This is a genomic window from Tenuifilum sp. (genome assembly GCF_037481895.1).
Classification (GTDB): domain Bacteria; phylum Bacteroidota; class Bacteroidia; order Bacteroidales; family Tenuifilaceae; genus Tenuifilum; species Tenuifilum osseticum.
The window spans coordinates 53,517-72,974 of sequence record NZ_JBBFKU010000004.1 but is presented as its reverse complement, the minus strand read 5'-3'; the positions used below and the strand labels follow the sequence as shown (position 1 = coordinate 72,974).

The 19,458-nt window shown below is 43.0% G+C and carries 15 protein-coding genes and 1 tRNA gene; 12 read left to right on the top strand and 4 right to left on the bottom strand.

Features of this window, described 5'->3' with window-relative positions; translation table 11 throughout:
* The first annotated feature begins 151 nt into the window (after positions 1–151).
* The 3 genes from glgP to ahcY all read left to right on the top strand — a co-directional run bounded on the left by glgP (position 152) and on the right by ahcY (position 7,001).
* Complete coding sequence (glgP, locus tag WHS63_RS02190; RefSeq protein WP_445203689.1) at positions 152–4,405, top strand: alpha-glucan family phosphorylase; 4,254 nt, start codon at positions 152–154, stop codon at positions 4,403–4,405.
* A 155-nt stretch (positions 4,406–4,560) separates the two neighbouring features.
* Complete coding sequence (locus WHS63_RS02185; protein ID WP_445203688.1) at positions 4,561–5,571, top strand: bifunctional riboflavin kinase/FAD synthetase; 1,011 nt, start codon at positions 4,561–4,563, stop codon at positions 5,569–5,571.
* A gap of 11 nt (positions 5,572–5,582) precedes the next feature.
* Positions 5,583–7,001, top strand: a complete 1,419-nt coding sequence (gene ahcY, locus WHS63_RS02180; protein ID WP_445199631.1) for an adenosylhomocysteinase — start codon at positions 5,583–5,585, stop codon at positions 6,999–7,001.
* Positions 7,002–7,036: 35 nt separating this feature from the next.
* Here ahcY and queG read toward each other — a convergent pair whose 3' ends face one another.
* Positions 7,037–7,960, bottom strand: a complete 924-nt coding sequence (gene queG, locus WHS63_RS02175) for a tRNA epoxyqueuosine(34) reductase QueG (protein ID WP_445203687.1) — start codon at positions 7,958–7,960, stop codon at positions 7,037–7,039.
* Positions 7,961–8,047: 87 nt separating this feature from the next.
* Here queG and WHS63_RS02170 point away from each other — a divergent pair, with 87 nt between their 5' ends.
* The 9 genes from WHS63_RS02170 (at position 8,048) to fmt (ending at position 16,787) form a co-directional block, all read left to right on the top strand.
* A complete protein-coding gene (locus WHS63_RS02170; RefSeq protein WP_369490394.1) occupies positions 8,048–8,263 on the top strand; it encodes an RNA-binding S4 domain-containing protein in 216 nt (71 codons plus the stop codon).
* Between the two features lie 5 nt (positions 8,264–8,268).
* Complete coding sequence (locus WHS63_RS02165; RefSeq protein ID WP_445203686.1) at positions 8,269–9,186, top strand: DUF4349 domain-containing protein; 918 nt, start codon at positions 8,269–8,271, stop codon at positions 9,184–9,186.
* A 284-nt stretch (positions 9,187–9,470) separates the two neighbouring features.
* Positions 9,471–9,544, top strand: a tRNA-Met gene (locus tag WHS63_RS02160).
* A gap of 604 nt (positions 9,545–10,148) precedes the next feature.
* The gene (locus WHS63_RS02155; RefSeq protein ID WP_445199664.1) at positions 10,149–10,550 is read left to right on the top strand and encodes an START-like domain-containing protein; all 402 of its coding nucleotides are present in this window, start codon (positions 10,149–10,151) and stop codon (positions 10,548–10,550) included.
* Between the two features lie 74 nt (positions 10,551–10,624).
* Complete coding sequence (locus WHS63_RS02150) at positions 10,625–12,103, top strand: LptF/LptG family permease (RefSeq protein ID WP_445203685.1); 1,479 nt, start codon at positions 10,625–10,627, stop codon at positions 12,101–12,103.
* 7 nt (positions 12,104–12,110) lie between these two features.
* Positions 12,111–13,319: a glycosyltransferase family 4 protein gene (locus tag WHS63_RS02145; RefSeq protein ID WP_445203684.1), complete on the top strand. Its 1,209-nt coding sequence runs from the start codon at positions 12,111–12,113 to the stop codon at positions 13,317–13,319.
* On the top strand, positions 13,316–14,497 hold the full coding sequence (locus WHS63_RS02140; RefSeq protein WP_445203683.1) for a glycosyltransferase family 2 protein: 1,182 nt from the start codon (positions 13,316–13,318) through the stop codon (positions 14,495–14,497). The genes WHS63_RS02145 and WHS63_RS02140 overlap by 4 nt, the downstream gene beginning before the upstream one ends.
* A 67-nt stretch (positions 14,498–14,564) precedes the next feature.
* On the top strand, positions 14,565–15,800 hold the full coding sequence (locus tag WHS63_RS02135) for a bifunctional 3,4-dihydroxy-2-butanone-4-phosphate synthase/GTP cyclohydrolase II (protein ID WP_445203682.1): 1,236 nt from the start codon (positions 14,565–14,567) through the stop codon (positions 15,798–15,800).
* 6 nt (positions 15,801–15,806) lie between these two features.
* Positions 15,807–16,787: a methionyl-tRNA formyltransferase gene (gene fmt, locus WHS63_RS02130; protein ID WP_445203681.1), complete on the top strand. Its 981-nt coding sequence runs from the start codon at positions 15,807–15,809 to the stop codon at positions 16,785–16,787.
* On the opposite strand, the gene WHS63_RS02125 is transcribed toward fmt, so the two are convergent.
* The 3 genes from WHS63_RS02125 to panB are packed head-to-tail and all read right to left on the bottom strand — an operon-like array spanning position 16,782 to position 19,245.
* Complete coding sequence (locus tag WHS63_RS02125; RefSeq protein WP_445203680.1) at positions 16,782–17,714, bottom strand: glucosaminidase domain-containing protein; 933 nt, start codon at positions 17,712–17,714, stop codon at positions 16,782–16,784. The genes fmt and WHS63_RS02125 overlap by 6 nt on opposite strands.
* A gap of 8 nt (positions 17,715–17,722) precedes the next feature.
* On the bottom strand, positions 17,723–18,421 hold the full coding sequence (locus WHS63_RS02120) for an RluA family pseudouridine synthase (RefSeq protein WP_445203679.1): 699 nt from the start codon (positions 18,419–18,421) through the stop codon (positions 17,723–17,725).
* 8 nt (positions 18,422–18,429) lie between these two features.
* Entirely contained in the window at positions 18,430–19,245 is an 816-nt protein-coding gene (gene panB / locus WHS63_RS02115) for a 3-methyl-2-oxobutanoate hydroxymethyltransferase (protein ID WP_445199672.1), read from the bottom strand.
* Positions 19,246–19,458: the final 213 nt, after the last annotated feature.

Here is a 19,458-nt window from a genome sequence, read left to right as displayed (position 1 = left end):
AGAAAGTTAAGGCATCAACCCCAAAGGCTAAGCCAACCTCGGCTAAGGGTAAAGCATCAGCGGCTAAAACAAAAGCAGTAAAGGAAAAGAAAGAGACTTCGGCCTCGAAAAAAACGACTGGAAAAAGTAAAACTAAATAAAGGTTCAGTGTATGAAGGAAAAATTACTGAAGCCCGACTACATATTTGAGGTAAGCTGGGAGGTTTGTAACAAGGTAGGTGGAATCCACACTGTTGTTTCCACTAAGGCTTCGTTGCTGGAGAATGAACTTAAAAATAACTACATAACCATTGGGCCCGACATAATTAAGGATACCGAACATAACTTCGAGTTTATTGAGGATCCAAATCTCTTTAAAGCTTGGAGAAACCAAGCTTTATCCGAAGGGATTTCAGTGAGAGTGGGACGATGGAATATTCCCTGTAAACCCGTTGCAATACTGGTGAACTTTTCAGGGTTAATATCACACAAGGATGAGATTTTTAAACTGCTTTGGGAACGTTTTAAACTCGATTCCATTACCGGACAGTGGGACTACATTGAACCAGCGCTTTTTGGTTACGCTGCCGGGAGGGTTATTGAGAGTTTCACAAACTTCAACCTTAGCCTCCGACACAGGGTAGTAGCCCAATTCCATGAGTGGATGACTGGAACCGGATTGCTATACCTGAAGCAAAACATGCCCCAAATAGGAACGGTATTTACCACCCACGCTACAGTTTTGGGCCGCAGCATTGCGGGCAACGGTATTCCGCTTTACAGTAATATTGACAAGTATAACACCGATCATAAAGCCAAAGAATTTAATGTTGTTGCCAAGCACTCCCTTGAATCGATTGCTGCCAAGGAAGCTGACTGCTTTACCACAGTAAGCGAAATTACAGCTCAGGAATGCAAGTATTTTCTTGGTAATGAGGTTGATCTTATCACCCCAAACGGCTTCGATGGCTCCTTTATTCCTAAACCCGAAGAGGAATTTAAACTTAGGAAGCTTGAAGGAAAGATTAAGTTTTACGAAGTTGCCGAGGCTATGCTCTCGCACGATGTGGCAAAGGATAGCTTAGTAATTGGCATTAGCGGCCGCTACGAGTTCAAGAATAAAGGTATTGATGTTTTCCTGGAAGCGCTAGCAAAGCTAAATCGTGAAAATAACCTTGAAAAAGAGGTGCTTGCATTCCTATTAATTCCCGCAGGACACCACGGCCCTAGGAAGGATGTATTCCATAACCTACGCGATGCCAAGGAAAGCGATAGCTACATCATTCTTGATGATACACACGTTACGCACTACCTAAACGACCCGGAATCCGAGATAATACTTAAACGAATCCGAGCACTCGGGCTAAACAATGCTTCAACTGATAAGGTTAAAGTATTCTGGGTTCCATGTTACCTCAACGGAAACGATGGAATATTTAACAAACCATACTACGACTTACTTATTGGTATGGATATCACTGTTTTCCCATCGTACTATGAACCTTGGGGTTATACTCCACTTGAAAGTTTAGCCTTTAGAGTTCCTACAATCACAACAACCCTGGCGGGTTTTGGCGATTGGATTAATAAGCATTACAATAACCCCAAGGATGCCATAAGAATAATTCACCGTACCGACGATAACGACCCCGAAGTGGTTGAGCAAATTGCATTAACCATCGATTACAATATAAAACTCGACAACAATAAGAAGCTGAATCTTGCCCATAATGCCGACGAGATATCGCGGGTTGCCCTTTGGGAAAACTTTATTGATTATTACTTCCAAGCATACGACAAAGCCCTTAAGGTAGTTGGCGACCGCACGCAAATGTACATGGAGGTTGAACGGCAAGAGGTATTGCCTACAGTTGAACGGAAATTCAAACAGTATCAACCCAACTGGGTTAGGTTGATAATCCAAAAACGTTTGCCCGAAAAGCTAAAACCCCTCGATGAGATTTCACGTAACCTTTGGTGGTCATGGAATACTGACTCAAAGGAAATATTTGAATCCATTGACAAGGACCTTTGGGATCAGTGCGAGCATAACCCCATTCAGTTTCTCGAAAGGATAAGTTTACCCCGCTTTCAGGAACTTGAGAACGACACAGCGTTTGTGGATAAACTCCAATCGGTTTACCTGAGGTTTACCTCTTACATGATGAAACGCTATGAACGGAAAGGTCCCCGAATTGCATACTTCAGCATGGAGTTTGGCTTACATAGCTCCCTTAAACTTTACTCGGGAGGCCTGGGTGTGTTGGCTGGCGACTACCTGAAAGAAGCTTCGGATCGCAATGTTGATATGGTTGGTATCGGACTTTTATACCGGTATGGATATTTCACTCAAAACCTTTCAGCATCGGGCCAACAGGTTGCTGTTTACGATCAGCAAAACTTTACCCAGAGTGTTGCTACTCCTGTGCGTAACGAAAACGGCAAGTGGATCACTGTTAAGGTGGCATTCCCCGGACGCGATGTTTACGCCCGAATTTGGAAAGTTGAAGTGGGCAGAACCGACCTTTACCTCTTGGATACTGACTTTGAGGATAACCAACCCCTTGACCGTACTATCACTCACCACCTTTACGGTGGCGACCTGGAGAACCGGTTTAAACAGGAAATGATTCTTGGCATAGCCGGCATACGAGCCTTGAACGAATTAGGAATTACCCCCGATATTTACCATATAAACGAGGGTCATGCCGCATTTATCGGGCTGGAACGTTTACGCCGTTACATCGTAGAGGAAAAACTATCGTTTCCTGAAGCTTTGGAACTTGTTAGAGCATCGAGCCTTTTCACTACCCACACCCCTGTCCCTGCCGGCCACGATGCCTTCCCTGAAGAATTAGTCCGAACCTACATGGCTCATTACCCTGAAAGGTTAAAAATAAGCTGGGATCAATTCATGGATTTAGGCCGAATGAGTCCTGGTGACACAACCGAACGCTTTTCAATGAGCCATTTGGCTATAAAGCTTTCGCAAGAAGTTAACGGGGTTAGCTGGCTCCATGGTGAGGTTAGCCGAAAAATGTTTGCCGGCATGTGGCCCTGCTACTTCCCCAATGAACTTCATATAAGCTATGTAACTAACGGGGTTCACTTCCCTACATGGACTGCCCGTGAATGGAAAGCAATACTGGAAGATAGCTCTGACAGCTCTGAATTGGGCTACACACTTCCTAACTGGAACGCTATTGAAAACTTGCCCGATAATAAGATATGGGATATTCGGAATAAACTAAGGAAACGCCTTATCAAACTAATTAACAAGCGGTTAAATAATCCGAACCTGGTTAGGTTTGAAAGCCCACGTCAGGTTATTGAGATACAAGAAAAGCTGAACGACAAGATACTTACCCTAGGTTTTGCCCGCCGATTTGCCACCTACAAAAGGGCATGGTTGCTATTTAAGGATCAGGACAGGTTAGCGGAACTAGTCAACAACCCCCAACGACCTGTTCAAATCTTTTTTGCTGGTAAAGCCCACCCACACGATAAAGCCGGCCAGGATTTAATCAAGAAGATTATTGAAATATCCAAGCAACCACGTTTCCTTGGCAGAATAATCTTCCTGCAAAACTACGATATGGAACTGGCCCGACGAATGGTACAAGGTGTTGATGTTTGGCTTAACACCCCCACCCGTCCCATGGAAGCTTCAGGAACCAGCGGTCAAAAAGCCGTAATGAATGGAGTGCTTCACTTCAGCGTTATGGATGGATGGTGGGTTGAAGGCTACCGCGAGAATGCCGGTTGGGCACTACCAATGGAACCCACATACCCCCAAGAGGAGTTCCAGGACGAACTCGATGCTGAACTCATCTATACCATACTTGAGAATGAGGTTGTACCCGCATTCTATGAGCGCACCGCCGACGATGTCCCTCAAAAGTGGATTTCGTTTATCAAAAAGTCCATGACCCAAGTGGCATCGAACTTTACAACTCTTAGAATGATAAACGACTACCAAAACCGGTTTTACAACAAGCTTTACTATAGGTTTAATGAGCTATCCGAGAACGATTTTGAGGAAGCCAAACAGATTTCCGCATGGAAACGCCGCATTACTCGTAGCTGGGACGAGATTGAAGTGATACGGGTTAAACAGTTTGACATGAACCGTGAACCCATATTACTGGGTAATGAGTATGAGGCTGAAGTTGTTCTCGATTTGGGATCACTTGCCCCCGATGAAATAGGGGTAGAGCTTGTGGTTGCCGACCTTATTGAGAACCAACAAGTAACCGTTAAGCGTGTTCATGAATTTGAACTTGCCGGAATTGAAGGCTCAAGAGCTACTTTCCGGTTAAAACTGATCCCCGTCGAACCCGGTGCGTTTGAGTGTGGTATTAGAATATTCCCAAAAAATCCACTACTGCCCCACCGCATGGATTTTTGCTTGGTTCGATGGATATAATGGAAAAACCGCATTGGGGAAAAGGTTAATGCAAGCCTTTTCCCCTTACCAAAAGTCTACGTCGGTTCGTCAATACATTTGATACTTTGGTCAACAAGAAAAATATCGTGAACAATAATATTACTTTGAAACAATAAATTTTTGCAAATTAGCATGTGAGTAAGCACAAGTCTAACATGATTATTATTCAACGTCCAAATCAAACGCGCCGTAAGGAATTAGCACTTACCTTAGGCTTTTTTGATGGCGTTCACCTTGGACACCGCGAGCTAATCCAAACAGTAGCTCACGATGCTGAAATCATGGGTTTGGAATCGGCTGTGCTAACTTTCTGGCCACACCCCAGACTTGTCCTCCATAAAGATCCTGAGAAACTTCGTTTCCTTAACACACTTAACGAGAAAGCTAAAATAATTGCCAAGTTTGGAATAGACTATTTTATTGTTCAGGAATTTTCCCGGGATTTTTTCAATTTGGATGCCACCGATTTCATCAAATTGCTGGTTTACGAATATAAGGTTAAGCATTTTGTAATTGGTGTCGATCATCGCTTTGGAAAAGGTGGATCAGGAGATTCAGACCTTTTGAATAAACTTTCCGGCGAAATGGGTTTTACCGTGAAAGTGATCCCCTCGCAAAGAATTGAAGGAATTGATGTTAGCTCCACAAAGATACGCGAAGCGCTCCTAACTGGAAACCTTGAACTGGCAAACCAGATGCTGGGTTACCCATACCTTATAACCGGTGCTGTTCAATCCGGCAATCAGCTTGGACGAAGAATCGGTTTCCCCACTGCCAACATTCGTCCTAACGATCCACTTAAACTTATTCCCAAGGAAGGGGTATATGCCGTGGTTGTTAACGCCAACGACACCATTTACAAGGGAATGCTTAACATCGGTTTTAGACCAACAGTTGGAACTGACAACAAGCAAACCATTGAAGTAAACATTTTCGATTTTGAGGAAGACCTTTACAATTCAGGCATTGAGGTTGCCCTTGTCGCCCGGTTAAGGGACGAAAAACGTTTTGCCTCCGTTGAACACTTGAAAGAGCAACTTGTTATTGATAAACAGAATGCCCTGGAAGCCTTAAAGAACGAAAAATTTGAACGTTATCAAAACTTATTCCTAACTTTACGGCCCGAAAGGAATAATAACCAATAAAATCAATATTAATGGAACAAGTAATTCAGGCTACCTTACCCTACAAGGTTAAGGATATCGCATTGGCAGAATGGGGAAGGAAAGAAATCACTATTGCCGAAAAGGAAATGCCGGGACTAATGTCGCTTCGTAAGAAGTACGGTCCTCACAAGCCCCTTAAAGGGGCACGTATTACCGGTTCGCTCCACATGACCATACAAACCGCTGTACTTATTGAAACCCTTGTAGAACTGGGAGCACAGGTTCGTTGGGCAAGCTGCAACATTTTCTCAACTCAGGATCATGCTGCAGCAGCCATAGCAGCCGCAGGCATACCTGTATTTGCATGGAAAGGAGAAACCCTTGAAGAGTACTGGTGGTGTACCGCGCAGGCTCTTTCGTTCCCCGAAGGTAAAGGCCCAAACCTCATTGTTGACGATGGTGGCGATGCTACACTCCTTGTGCATTGGGGTTACAAAGCCGAGAACGACAAGTCATTCCTCGATAGAGTGCCGTCGTCGCACGAAGAAAAAGTTATACTCTCACTACTCAAAGATATTTTGGCTAAAGAGCCTAACAAGTGGCATAACCTGGTGAAGGAACTTAAAGGTGTTTCGGAAGAAACTACTACCGGGGTTCATCGCCTTTACCAAATGCTTGAGCGTAAAGAGTTACTTATACCTGCCATAAATGTTAACGACTCGGTTACCAAGAGTAAGTTCGACAACCTTTATGGATGCCGCGAATCGCTTGCCGATGGCATTAAGCGGGCAACCGATGTTATGATTGCCGGTAAGGTGGTTGTGGTATGCGGTTACGGCGATGTGGGAAAGGGTTGTGCACACAGCATGCGCTCCTACGGCGCCCGTGTGATAGTAACTGAAATTGATCCCATATGCGCCCTTCAGGCTGCCATGGAAGGTTTTGAGGTGAAAACCGTTGAGGACACTCTCGATGAGGGGAATATCTACGTTACCGCCACCGGCAACTGCGATGTTATTACCCTTGAACACATGCAACGTATGAAGGATCAAGCCATTGTTTGCAATATCGGTCATTTTGACAACGAGATTCAAATGGATAGGCTCAACTCCCAAAAGGATGTTAAGCGCATCAATATTAAGCCACAGGTGGATCAGTACACATTCCCCGATGGCCACTCCATTTTTATCCTGGCCGAAGGCCGACTGGTTAACCTTGGCTGCGCCACAGGCCATCCCAGCTTTGTGATGAGCAACAGCTTCTCCAACCAAACCCTTGCACAAATTGAGCTCTGGACTAAAAACCTACCTGTTGATGTGTACCGACTTCCCAAACACCTCGACGAGGAAGTTGCTCGCTTGCACCTTGAGCAAATTGGCGTTAAGCTTACCCAGTTGAGCCCAAAACAAGCGGAGTACATTGGTGTAAAACCCGAAGGACCATACAAACCCGAACATTACCGATACTAAACAATCAGAACTGCCGGAAACCTCCGGCAGTTTTTCTATCCTTTTGCCCTACCAATTAACTTTATTGCTCCCTTAATCTTTTCATATCCTGCGCGTAAAAGCGGAGTATTGTCAAATTTATGAGTAAATTCACTCTCGCTCAGACTTGCAAGTTCGGCAGCTTTAATCCCACTAAAAATATGGGTTTCCTGATCAACTCCATTAACCCGCACAGCCTTGCTGTTCCATGGGCAAACCTCCTGACAGATGTCGCAGCCAAAACACCACCCTTTTAGGTTGCTCACCTCATTATCGGCAATCGCCTGTTTACGTTCAATAGTTAAGTACGATATGCACTTCCGCGCATCTACAGTACCCGGGGCAACTATAGCATTATTGGGGCAGGCATCCATGCATCGGGTACAAGAGCCACACCCATTCCGCTCCAGGTGAATGGTTGGCTCAATTTCAATATCAACAATAAGTTCCCCAATAAAAACATAGGAACCTAAGTTCCTGTTAATAAGGTTCGAGTTCTTCCCGATCCATCCCAACCCTGCACGAACTGCCCATTCACGCTCCATTACCGGGGCAGAATCAACAAATGCTCGTCCATTTATTTCACCATAGTTTTTCCGCATTCTGTTCAACATCTCCCAAAGCATTTTTTTCATCAGAGAATGGTAATCAACCCTGCAGGCATAACGGGCAATTCGGGGGGATTGAATGTTAACAGGCACATCGCCTGTATTGTATGAAAGTAAAACGCTTATCACCGATTTCGCCCCTGGAACCAACCTGGTAGGATCAAGCCTAAGGTCAATATTCCGCTCCATGTAGGCCATGGTTGCATGGTACTGATTATGCAACCACTTGAAGTATACCCCTTCAAGATTATCCAAGCGTACGGCCCGGCTCACCCCACAAGCATGAAAACCAACATCTAGCGCAATACTGACAATATCTTCAGTCTTTACCATCGGTATTTTTTTGCAAATACAAAGATTGTTAAATAGAATCGAAATTTAGCTTTTTTACTTAACTTGGTAAAAATTTGACACATTAGTATGATTGAGTTTGATATTGAAACGGAATATATTCAGCTGGATAAGCTACTCAAGGCATGCCGCCTTGTTTATAGCGGTGGCGAAGCCCACCAGCTTGTAGACGAAGGTCTTGTTAAGCTTAACGGGACAGTTGAAACCCGGCGGAGAGCAAAAATAAGACCTGGTGACAAGGTTCAGGTTGGTTCTGAAACAATAGTGGTAAAAACGAAAAAATAGATGTTATGAAAAAAAGAGTACCTTTTCTTTTGCTGGTAATGCTGGTAATATCGGTTATTGGCTGTGACACAAAAAAGTCAAATGAGTACGCAAATCTCGAATCGATTAGTTCAAATCGGGGTGATGCCTTTGCCGGAACGGTTGCTGATGATATTGCAGCTCCTGTAGCAAAAAGTGTTGCTGTGGTTGATATTGAGCCAAAAGTGATTAAAACGGCCAATGTTAGCATTGAGGTAGCCGATTACCTAAAATCGCGCCAAAAAGTAGATTCAATTGTGGCCAAGCATAAAGGCTTTGTAACTAACGAAGCATTCCAAGAAACCGATACCCAAAAAAGTAACAGCATAACCATTAGGGTACCGGCTCAAAACTTTGACCATCTACTTAGCGATATTGCTACTATTGCCAAAAGAGTCGATTACCAGAATATCTATACCCAGGATGTAACCGAAGAGTATATCGATGTTAAAACACGCTTGGAGAACAAGCAGGAAGTTGAAAGAACCTACAGGAAACATCTGCGCGAGGCAAAGAAAATTGAGGATATTCTGAAGATTGAGAACAAGTTGGCCGAAATCCGTTCCGAAATTGAATCGGCTCAGGGCAGGTTAAAGTATATCGACAATCAGGTTAACCTAAGCACTGTGTCGTTATATCTGTACCAGAAATTGGAATACAAATATATCCCTGAGCAACTGCCTGGGTTCTGGCAAAGGGTAAAAGAAGGATTCCATTGGGGATGGAAAGGTTTTCTTTGGTTCCTAATCCTTCTGGTTAAACTTTGGCCACTCTGGCTAGTTGGTGCTATTGCATATTTTACAGTTATTCTGATTGAAAAGCAGATAAAAAGTCGCAAAAAGAAGGAAAAGAAGGCTAAGAAATTGCAAAAAAAGGCCAAGCAAACCGATGAAACCGTCATGTAACGGTTAACCCTTTTGGCTTGAAATACGGCATTGAATTAAACTGCCCTGCAGAAAAAATTGCAAATAACCTTAAAACTATTTTGCGAATAAAAAATTTACTTATTTTTGCAGTGCTAAAAAAAATTGCATTACCTGCTGAAACATGCTAGAATGCTGCATATTGAAGCAAGTGGCAATTTGAAATAGTGATGGCAAGGTAGTTCAGTTGGTTAGAGCGTCCCGATTTTATCGGGAAGGTCGCCGGTTCGAAATGTAAACGTTCTTTTTTGAAATATTAGTTAGTTGGCGAGGTAGCTCAGTTGGTTAGAGCGCATGATTCATAATCATGAGGTCGCCGGTTCAATCCCGGCTCTCGCTACAAAGCCGAAAAGCCCGTAAACAGTGAGTTTGCGGGCTTTTTTATTTTTATCCTTTACCAATAATAACCCTATTCCCCCTCAGGGTAGCTCAGTTGGTTAGAGCGTCCCGATTATATCGGGAAGGTCGCCGGTTCAATCCCGGCTCTCGCTAAAAAGCCGGAAAGCCCATAAACAAAGCGTTTGTAGGCTTTTTTGTTTTCAACCTTTACCCATAATATCTCTTTTTACCCCTTGAGGTAACTCAACTGATTAGAGCATCCCAAACTCTTCGGGAAGGTCGCTGGTTAGGAATGTAAACGTTCTTTTTTGAGATATTAATTGGCGAGGTAGATCAGTTGGTCAGAGCGTCCCGATTTCATCGGGAAGGTCGTCGGTTCAATAGGAGTCATAGAGGTTATATTATCACTTACTTTAACATCAAGGTACCTGGCCACAACGGATTGCGCCCTCTTAAATAGGCTAACAATTTCTTTGTTTATTAACAACCTATTGTTAATAAATACCTTCTAAACATTGGCATAAGTATTGCATTTTATTTTTAAATTGCTTATGCTAAGTTCAAGAATTGGTATGAGCAGAGCGTAAATTTAAAAACATTCAGGTATGAAAGGAACAGTAAGTACTAATCAAAAGGTTGAACTTGAGTATCAGGTCAACACCTCTCCCGGTGTACTTTTTAAAAGGTTAAGCACCCCCCATGGTTTATCGGAATGGTTTGCGAACGATGTAAACCTTTCAGGGAATGTGTTCACTTTCATCTGGGACGGCGATACCAAAAAAGCTGAATTGGTTGATAAAAAGGAAAATAAGTTTGTTAAGTTTAGATGGATTACTGAGCAAAATGAGGCTGGCCACCATTTTGCTTTTAAGCTTACAAAAGATGAACTCACCGGCGAGGTATCGCTTACCGTAATTGAAGAGGTTAATGAGGAGGAGGATATCGATGAGGTTGTTTCTCTCTGGAACTACCAAATTGGTGAACTCAAACGGCTGATTGGGGCATAAGCTAAATATAAAAGCATCTGTCACTTTCAAGGAAAAACATTACATTTGTGATGTTTTTCCTTAATTTTTAATCCGTGAAAACACTTCATCGTTTTATCCTGAAATCGTATATTGGCCCGCTAGTAATGACATTTTTCATTACAATGTTCGTGCTGCTCATGCAGTTTCTCTGGAAGTATATCGACGATTTGGTTGGGAAAGGGCTGAGCTGGGATGTTATTGCAGAGCTTCTTTTATACGCATCGGCAGGACTTTTGCCCATGGCATTGCCACTTGCAACCCTACTCGCCTCGCTTATGACCATGGGCAACCTTGGGGAGAATAATGAGCTGCTTGCCATGAAATCGGCAGGAATCTCACTACCCCGGATACTTACTCCACTCATAGTACTTACCATTTTTATTAGCGTTGGCGCATTCTTTTTCTCAAACAATGTTCTGCCCTACACAAACCTTAAAATATCAACACTGCTCTACTCGGTTAAACAACAAAAACCAGAACTTATAATAAAGGAAGGGGTTTTTACCAACCTGATTGAAGGATACAGTATAAAAGTAGGCGACAAAGACCCAAATACCGGATTAATGCGCCGAATCCTTATTTACGATCACAGTAAGGACGAAGAAAACACTACCGTTACCTACGCCGATTCCGGTTACATGAAACCCACTGCCGATCAAAAGTTTTTGGTAGCCACACTCTATAGCGGTAATAGCTACAAGGAGGTTAGGGATAATCGTAAGCCCCGTTACAGCTATAAGGAAAAACTCCCAGCCCAGAAGCAAACTTTTGAAAAGGAAGTAATCATATTTGAACTAAAAGGTTTTGAACTTCAGCGTGCCGATGAGAGTTTTTTCAAGGACAGCTACCAAACCCAAAATATTGCCCAGCTAGAAAAAACGGAGGATTCACTCTCCAAAGCATTTAACACCCAAATAGAATCATTCTCGCAACATGTAATCAGGAGCAGTATCTTCCGAAATCCGTACTGGGGCCGTCGCCAAAACGATGTGAAAGTCACACGCAGTTTGAATGTTGACTCCCTTTATAATACACTACCTCCCGTAGAAAAAATTTCGGCACTGGAGCGTGCCATGGAATTTGCCCGCTCAACCAAGAGCTATGTCTCATCGTCAAAGGATGAATTTTTCTATAAACAAAAGTATATTGCCCGGCATAGGATTGAATGGCACCGAAAATTCACCCTTGCATTTGCATGCTTTGTATTCTTTTTCATAGGCGCACCACTTGGGGCCATAATCAGGAAAGGAGGCTTGGGTACACCTGTTGTGATTTCGGTTCTTTTCTTCATTATCTACTACATCATAAACATTACCGGCGAAAAGTTTGCTCGCGAGCTTTACTGGAATCCCTTTATGGGCATGTGGATTTCATCGTTTATTCTTCTTCCCCTAGGGATATTCCTCTCATACAAGGCAACAACCGATTCAGTGATCATGAATGCAGATTTCTACATTGAAAAGCTTAAAAAGCTGTTTAGCTTTAGCACGACAAGAAAGAAGCATACCGAATTATCGCCTAAAACCGAATAAATTTTAAATGCGAATCCTCGTTATATCACACAAACCGCCCTACCCCAGTGTTGACGGAGGAACACTGGCAACCCTTAATATGTGCCTAGGGCTAGCCAAAGCTGGCAATAATGTAACCGTACTAACCTTAAGTACCCAAAAGCATCCTAGCTCACTGGAAATAATTCCAAATGAGATTAAAGCTCTTATTAACTTTGAAATACTACACGTTAATATTAAAACAACCCTTTTAGGGTACATCCTCAACTTCATTTTTTCGCTTCGCCCCTATAACATTGAGCGATTCATAAGTACCCCCTTTAAAAGGTTAATAAGAAAAACTCTTTTGAACGAGTATTTTGATGTTGTTCAGCTTGAGGGCTTATACCTTTACCCATACATTAGTACCATTCGCAGTCATTTTAGGGGAACCCTTTCGCTTAGGAGCCATAATGTGGAGCATCATATTTGGCTAAAACTTGCCGAAAACGAGACCAATAAGCTCAAAAGGTTCTATTTTAGGATTCTTGCCAAACGTTTGGCCAGGGTTGAATCGAACATTTCAAGTAAGGTTGATGCCCTTGTAGCCATAGCTGAGCCCGACAGGCAATGGTTTGTGGAAAATAATTTTAATAAACCAACAATTACTATCCCTGCTGGGTACTTAAAGGAAGAGGTTGCAGAAGATATTGAGCCTGTTGACTTCCCATCAATATGTTACATAGGCGCATTGGATTGGTTGCCAAACACAGAAGGTTTAAATTGGTTTATCAACTGGGTTTGGCCACGTATTCAATCGGAAATTCCTGAGATAGAGTTTCATATTGCCGGACGAAACGCCTCAGAGGAACTGGCAGAAAGACTTATTACCGAGCGCAACATCATTTTTCATGGCCAGGTAGCCAATTCATCAACTTTTCTGAGTAGATGCCCGATAATGGTCGTACCTCTACTCTCAGGTAGTGGAATTCGGATTAAAATTATTGAGGGCATGTACCTGCAAAGAGCCATTGTTGCCACAAGTATGGCAGTTAAGGGTATTGATATCAAGCACAACGAGCACATTCTCATAGCCGATTCGCCCGATGAATTTGCCAAAGCGGTATGCACGCTAATCTACAACCCCGACCTAGGAAAGAAAATTGCGCATAACGCCATGGAATTTGCTCAAAATAACCTCGATGCTATTGTGCTGGCCGAAAAGCTTACCCAGTTTTACAAACAACTTGAGGGATGATGCTCCATTTTCTTTTCTGGCTAACAATTGGTATAGTTCTTTACACATACTGCATATACTTACTGGTACTTTGGATATTATGCGTAAAACGGAAAAAAAACAATTCACCTGAAGACAATATTAGTCAACTTCCGGAAGTGACCATCGTTATTGCCGCACATAACGAGGGAAAATACATATTAGCAAAATATCAAAACACCCTAGCCCTGAACTATCCTTCCGGAAAATTATTCCAGCTCTGGGTTGACGATGGAAGCACCGACAGCACCCATGAAATGCTAAGTAACCTTAACGGCATCACGTTCATTTCGAACCCTGAACGGTTAGGAAAAGCCCAATCCATTAACAATGCCATGAAACTGGTAAAAACTCCTTTTACTGTATTCACCGATGCCAATACATTTCTATCCCAAAACTCAATAATCGATTTGATTAAGCATCTGGAAAACCCTGAAGTGGGTTGCGTTGCAGGCCAGAAAAAAATATTGTGGAGCCACTCCGATGCCTTAGCATCGAAAGGTGAAGGATTATACTGGAGATTTGAATCGTTTGTAAAAATGGCAGAAAGTTGCTCAGGTTCAACACTTTCAGGCACAGGTGAACTATATGCTATTCGAACTAATCTATTTAGCCCCATACCAATAAACACTATACTCGACGACTTTGAAATATCGGCAAGTATTATTAAACAGGGATATAAGGTTAAATACGATAATGGAGCAGTAGCCTCGGAAACTGGCTCCCTCACGGTAGAGGATGAGAAAAAACGGAAGGTAAGAATAGCTGCTGGGTGCTTTCAAGCACTCGGAAGGCATGCCTATCTACTTAATCCATTTAAAAATACCGAAGTGGCTTTTAAGTTTTTTTCACATAAACTTTTGCGATGGGTTTTGGTACCTCCTGCAATTGTTGGTGCTCCGTTCTTAAATGTTGCCATTCTATTATTATATCCAGATAGTTCCATTATCTACTTAGTTTCCATGCTTACTATTACTTTTATTTACCTTTTAGTAGCCATAGGATACCTTTTCCGGAATCGCAGCAATGTGCACCCCATGGTGACCTTCCCATACTATGGTTTTATGATGAATATTACCATGCTTAAAGGATTAATTATTTTCTTAACTGGCAAACAAACACATATTTGGGAAAAGGCAAACCGAAAAGCTGACATTTAGCAAGATATTTTTCCTTTCAAAATACTAATTTTGCGTCATCCTTTTTAATCATTTTATTGGCAGCACAATGGCAAACAACGACGAGATTAAACTAAATACCATCGAAGAGGCAATTGAAGAGCTTCGTAATGGAAGAGTAATAATAGTGGTTGACGATGAGGATAGGGAGAACGAGGGCGATTTCATTGCTGCTGCTGAGCTAATCACACCTGAAATAATTAACTTTATGGCTAAGTATGGGCGTGGGCTAATTTGTGCATCACTGCCCGAAAAGCGCTGCGACGAGCTGGAACTTGAGCTCATGGTAGGCCGTAACACCGCCCTGCACCATACAGCCTTTACCGTATCGGTTGACCTTATTGGAAACGGATGTACAACTGGTATATCGGCAGCCGATAGAGCCAAAACCATAAAGGCGCTTGTTGACCCCACTACTAAACCGGAAGACCTTGCCCGACCGGGTCATATATTCCCACTGCGTGCCAAAGAAAAGGGCGTTTTACGTCGCCCAGGCCATACCGAGGCAGCCATTGACCTTACACAGCTTGCCGGCCTAACCCCCGGTGGTGTATTGGTTGAAATAATGAACGACGATGGCACCATGGCACGCCTTCCCCAACTTGTAAAGGTTGCCCAGGAATTCAACCTGAAAATTGTTACCATAAAGGACCTTATTAGCTATAGGCTGAAGTTTGAAAGTATTGTTGAGAAAGGTGTTAGGGTTAAACTCCCTACGGAGTTTGGCGATTTTGCACTAATACCTTTCCGCCAGAAGTCGAATGGGCTTGAGCATGTTGCCCTGATTAAAGGCGAATGGGAACCCGATGAGCCCGTTCTGGTTCGCGTACACTCATCGTGTGTTACCGGCGACATTTTTGGCTCGTACCGTTGCGATTGCGGCCCTCAGCTCCATGAGGCCATGAAGATGATTGACAATGCAGGTAAAGGGGTGCTGGTTTACCTTAATCAGGAAGGGCGTGGCATAGGCCTTTTCAATAAGATACATGCGTATAAGCTCCAAGAGGAAGGGATGGATACAGTTGATGCCAACGTGGAACTTGGATTCCAGCCCGATGAGCGCGACTATGGTGTGGGAGCAAGTATTTTACGCGAAGTTGGTGTAAAAAACATGCGGCTTATTACCAACAACCCTAAAAAGATGAGTGGGCTTGAGGGGTATGGTTTACACGTAGTTGAAAATATTCCTTTAGTAATACCACCAAATCCTTACAACGAATTTTACCTAAAGACTAAACACGAACGCATGGGACACATCAACCTTTTCAACCCCAAAAAGGACTAAAACCCAATGCCAGCAAAGGAATCACCCCGCATTGTATACATGGGCACGCCCGAGTTTGCCGTTGAACCACTGAGGGCGATTATTGAAGCAGGGTACAACGTGTCAGCGGTAGTCACTGTTCCTGATAAACCCGCAGGCCGAGGTTTAAAACTTCAGCCTTCACCGGTTAAGGTATTTGCCGAACAAAACCATATTCCCGTACTTCAGCCAGAAAAGCTCAAGGATCCGCAGTTCATTCAAACACTGAAAGAGATAAATCCCGATATTGCCGTTGTTGTTGCCTTTAGAATGTTACCAAGGGATGTTTGGCAAATTCCTCGTTTAGGAACCTTTAACCTTCATGCTTCGCTCTTACCCCAGTACAGGGGCGCTGCACCCATTAATTGGGCAATCATAAATGGTGAAAAGGAAACCGGAATTACCACTTTTTTACTTGATGAACAGATTGATACTGGTAATATCCTTCTTCAAAAGAGTGTACCCATAGGCGAAACCGAAACCGCCGGCGAACTCCACGATAGGCTAATGTATCAGGGGGCAGGACTTGTTGTTGAAACAATAAACATGCTTACTGCTGGTAACATCAATCCAATTCCTCAAAACCAAATCAAGGTAAGTGGAGAGCTAAAACCAGCCCCAAAAATTTTTAAGGAAACCTGTCGTGTTGACTGGAACAACCCATCCCAAAAAGTTTTCAACCATATAAGGGGGCTTAGTCCATACCCTGCTGCATGGACCGAACTTAAAACCAAAAGAAACAATGTTGAAACAATTATACCTATAAAGATTTACCATGCGGAAAAACTTGACCTGGCTCAATCACAAAGGCCTGGAACGGTGAAAACCGATGGAAAAACACACCTCCATGTTTTTTGTTCACAGGGTGCAATTGCACTAAAAACTGTTCAGCAGGCAGGTAAAAAAGCCATGGGAATTGAAGAGTTCCTAAGGGGATGGCAGAATGCTGAGTTTATTGAAGTACTATAAAGGTTTACGTTTCCTCAAGTAAATTAGCTGACCCACCTCTGGTTCATCGCCCGGTTTCATTCTATTTTTCCGGTAAAGTGACTTTAACTTAACACCGTACATCTGCGAAATTTTATACATGGTTTCGCCCTCTTCCGCTGTATGAACCGGATTCGACCTATCTGCTTTCCATCGTTTGGGCTGTATGTATAGTTCCTGCCCAGGGCGAATCACTGAATCGCGAGTCAAATCGTTGTACCTGTAAAGCTGCCAGGGCATTAAATCTAACTCCCTAGCTAACGATTCAAAAGTGTCGCCATCCTTGGCAACAATATATTTTACCCTGTTTCGGGTAAAAACAGGCCGAGTTTTGTAAAGGTCAATTTCGTAATTATCCCAATCGGTTACAACCGGTTTGGGTGGCTTAATGGCAACGGTAATTCCCTGATCGAATCGGTAAAGCTCATTGTCCTCAATTATCTTAATAAGTAGCTCTGCATACTTTGGATTTGTAGCATAACCTGCTTTCTTGAGCCCATGGGCCCATGCCTTATAATCGGTTGGGGTTAAATCGAATAGGAAAGCATAGCGCTTTCCGCCTCTGAGAAAAAGACTATGGTCGTTAAACGATTGCTCCGGATTTTTGTACTTTCTAAAGCACTCCCCTTTTCGGTCGTCATCGTGGTAAATGGTTGCACCAGTCCAGTCCTTATGGCACTTTATCCCAAAGTGGTTATTGGCCTTTACGGCCAATGTGCTATTCCCATTATCGCTTTCCAGCATGGCCTGGGCTAGAGTAATACTTGCAGGTACGCCAAACTGCTTCATATTATTAACGGCAATATGCGAATACATGCTAATGTATTCCTCGCGCGAAATCTTGTTTTGGGCAAATACTGATAGATTCCCTGTAAGGATAAAAAACAATGCAGCTAAAATCCTATTCATAGCTAAAACTACTCCAAGCCTAACAACAAAAACTCATTCCATAGCTTTTCTTTGGGAGGAGGAGCTACAATTTTTATTTCCTCCCCAGAAATTGGATGGGTAAATGCAAAAACCCTTGAATGCAGATCGATACCGCCATCGGGGTTAGAACGGGGATAGCCATATTTTAAATCGCCTCGAATTGGACATCCAATTTTCGAGAGTTGAGCACGTATTTGGTGATGCCTACCGGTAATCAAATCTATTACTAACAGGTAGTAATTTTCAGTTCTACCAACAAGCTCATACTTAAGTTTGGCAATTTTTGAGCCGTGTACCTCACGGTGATATACAAACGATTTATTTTTTTTGTTATCGCGCAAAAGGTAATGAACAAGGGTTTGCGATTCAACAGGGGGTTGGTTCTTTACAATAGCCCAATACTTTTTGGTGATTTTCCCTTCCTGAAAAAGATTATTGATACGGCTTAACCCTTTGCTGGTTTTTGCAAAAAGCACTACTCCACTCACAGGCCTATCAATCCGGTGGGTTACTTCCAGGAATACGCGACCTGGCTTACTGTCGCGCTCTTTAATAAACCGCTTTACCGTTTCAACCAACGATTCATCGCCGGTTTTGTCGGCCTGCACAATCTCACCACAGTTCTTATTTACCGCTAAAAAATGGTTATCCTCGTAAAGGATTCTGTCGCTTGAAAAATTTATCATCTTCAGTATTAGTATTGCTCACGTTCATTTGGAAAATCGAGCGATTTCACATCGCTAATATAGGCTTGAAATGCTCCAAGCATTTCAGCGTAAAGGTTGTGGTACCGCCTGAGAAAGCGTGGCGAGAACTCCTGATTAATACCAAGCATATCGTGGGTAACCAGCACTTGACCATCAACTCCACTGCCAGCACCAATTCCAATTACGGGTATTTTCAGCTCCGAGGCAACCTGTTTTCCTAATGCGGCGGGAATTTTTTCAAGCACAATGGCAAAACAGCCTGTTCTTTCCAGCAAATGTGCATCTTCAACTAGTTTCTTGGCCTCAGCTTCCTCGCGTGCCCTTACAACGTAAGTTCCAAACTTATGGATTGACTGTGGGGTAAGCCCTAGATGCCCCATAACCGGTATCCCTGCAGACAGGATTCGCTCCACGGAGTCAATAATCTCCGAGCCACCCTCGAGCTTAACGGCATCGGCTCCGCTCTCCTTCATAATTCGAATGGCCGAACGTAATGCTAATTTGGAGTTGCCCTGGTAGGTTCCAAAGGGCATATCAACAACAACCAATGCACGTTTTACTCCACGTACCACTGAACTGGCATGGTAAATCATCTGGTCAAGGGTGATAGGGAGTGTTGATATATGGCCTGCCATTACATTCGAAGCAGAGTCGCCTACCAGCAATACGTCAATTCCAGCGGCATCGAGTATCCGGGCCATTGAATAGTCGTATCCTGTCAGCATTGCTATTTTTTCACCCCTGACCTTCATTTCCTGAAGCACATGGGTGGTTACCACTTTAACTTTGCTCTCGCTCGACATAAGTATTATACTTTAAGGATTGTCAAAGGTAATCTATTATTCAGGAAAACCTAAGCTAATTTATTAAAATTGAAAAAACTGACAAAAAGACACAATTAATGACTACCATCTGAAAACCTGAACTTTATAAACATATCAACTCAAATATAAACACAGAAACCTGACAAAGGATTACTGAAAAACTAAAAATTTTGTGACAGATTTTCGTCTTTC

Bases quoted from the DNA above. Each gene is read 5' to 3' on its own strand.
- glgP (WP_445203689.1), top strand. From the start codon at position 152: ATGAAGGAAAAATTACTGAAGCCCGACTACATATTTGAGGTAAGCTGG.
- ahcY (WP_445199631.1), top strand. From the start codon at position 5,583: ATGGAACAAGTAATTCAGGCTACCTTACCCTACAAGGTTAAGGATATC.
- queG (WP_445203687.1), bottom strand. From the start codon at position 7,960: ATGGTAAAGACTGAAGATATTGTCAGTATTGCGCTAGATGTTGGTTTT.
- WHS63_RS02170 (WP_369490394.1), top strand. From the start codon at position 8,048: ATGATTGAGTTTGATATTGAAACGGAATATATTCAGCTGGATAAGCTA.
- WHS63_RS02165 (WP_445203686.1), top strand. From the start codon at position 8,269: ATGAAAAAAAGAGTACCTTTTCTTTTGCTGGTAATGCTGGTAATATCG.
- WHS63_RS02155 (WP_445199664.1), top strand. From the start codon at position 10,149: ATGAAAGGAACAGTAAGTACTAATCAAAAGGTTGAACTTGAGTATCAG.
- WHS63_RS02145 (WP_445203684.1), top strand. From the start codon at position 12,111: ATGCGAATCCTCGTTATATCACACAAACCGCCCTACCCCAGTGTTGAC.
- WHS63_RS02140 (WP_445203683.1), top strand. From the start codon at position 13,316: ATGATGCTCCATTTTCTTTTCTGGCTAACAATTGGTATAGTTCTTTAC.
- WHS63_RS02135 (WP_445203682.1), top strand. From the start codon at position 14,565: ATGGCAAACAACGACGAGATTAAACTAAATACCATCGAAGAGGCAATT.
- fmt (WP_445203681.1), top strand. From the start codon at position 15,807: ATGCCAGCAAAGGAATCACCCCGCATTGTATACATGGGCACGCCCGAG.
- WHS63_RS02125 (WP_445203680.1), bottom strand. From the start codon at position 17,714: ATGAATAGGATTTTAGCTGCATTGTTTTTTATCCTTACAGGGAATCTA.
- WHS63_RS02120 (WP_445203679.1), bottom strand. From the start codon at position 18,421: ATGATAAATTTTTCAAGCGACAGAATCCTTTACGAGGATAACCATTTT.
- panB (WP_445199672.1), bottom strand. From the start codon at position 19,245: ATGTCGAGCGAGAGCAAAGTTAAAGTGGTAACCACCCATGTGCTTCAG.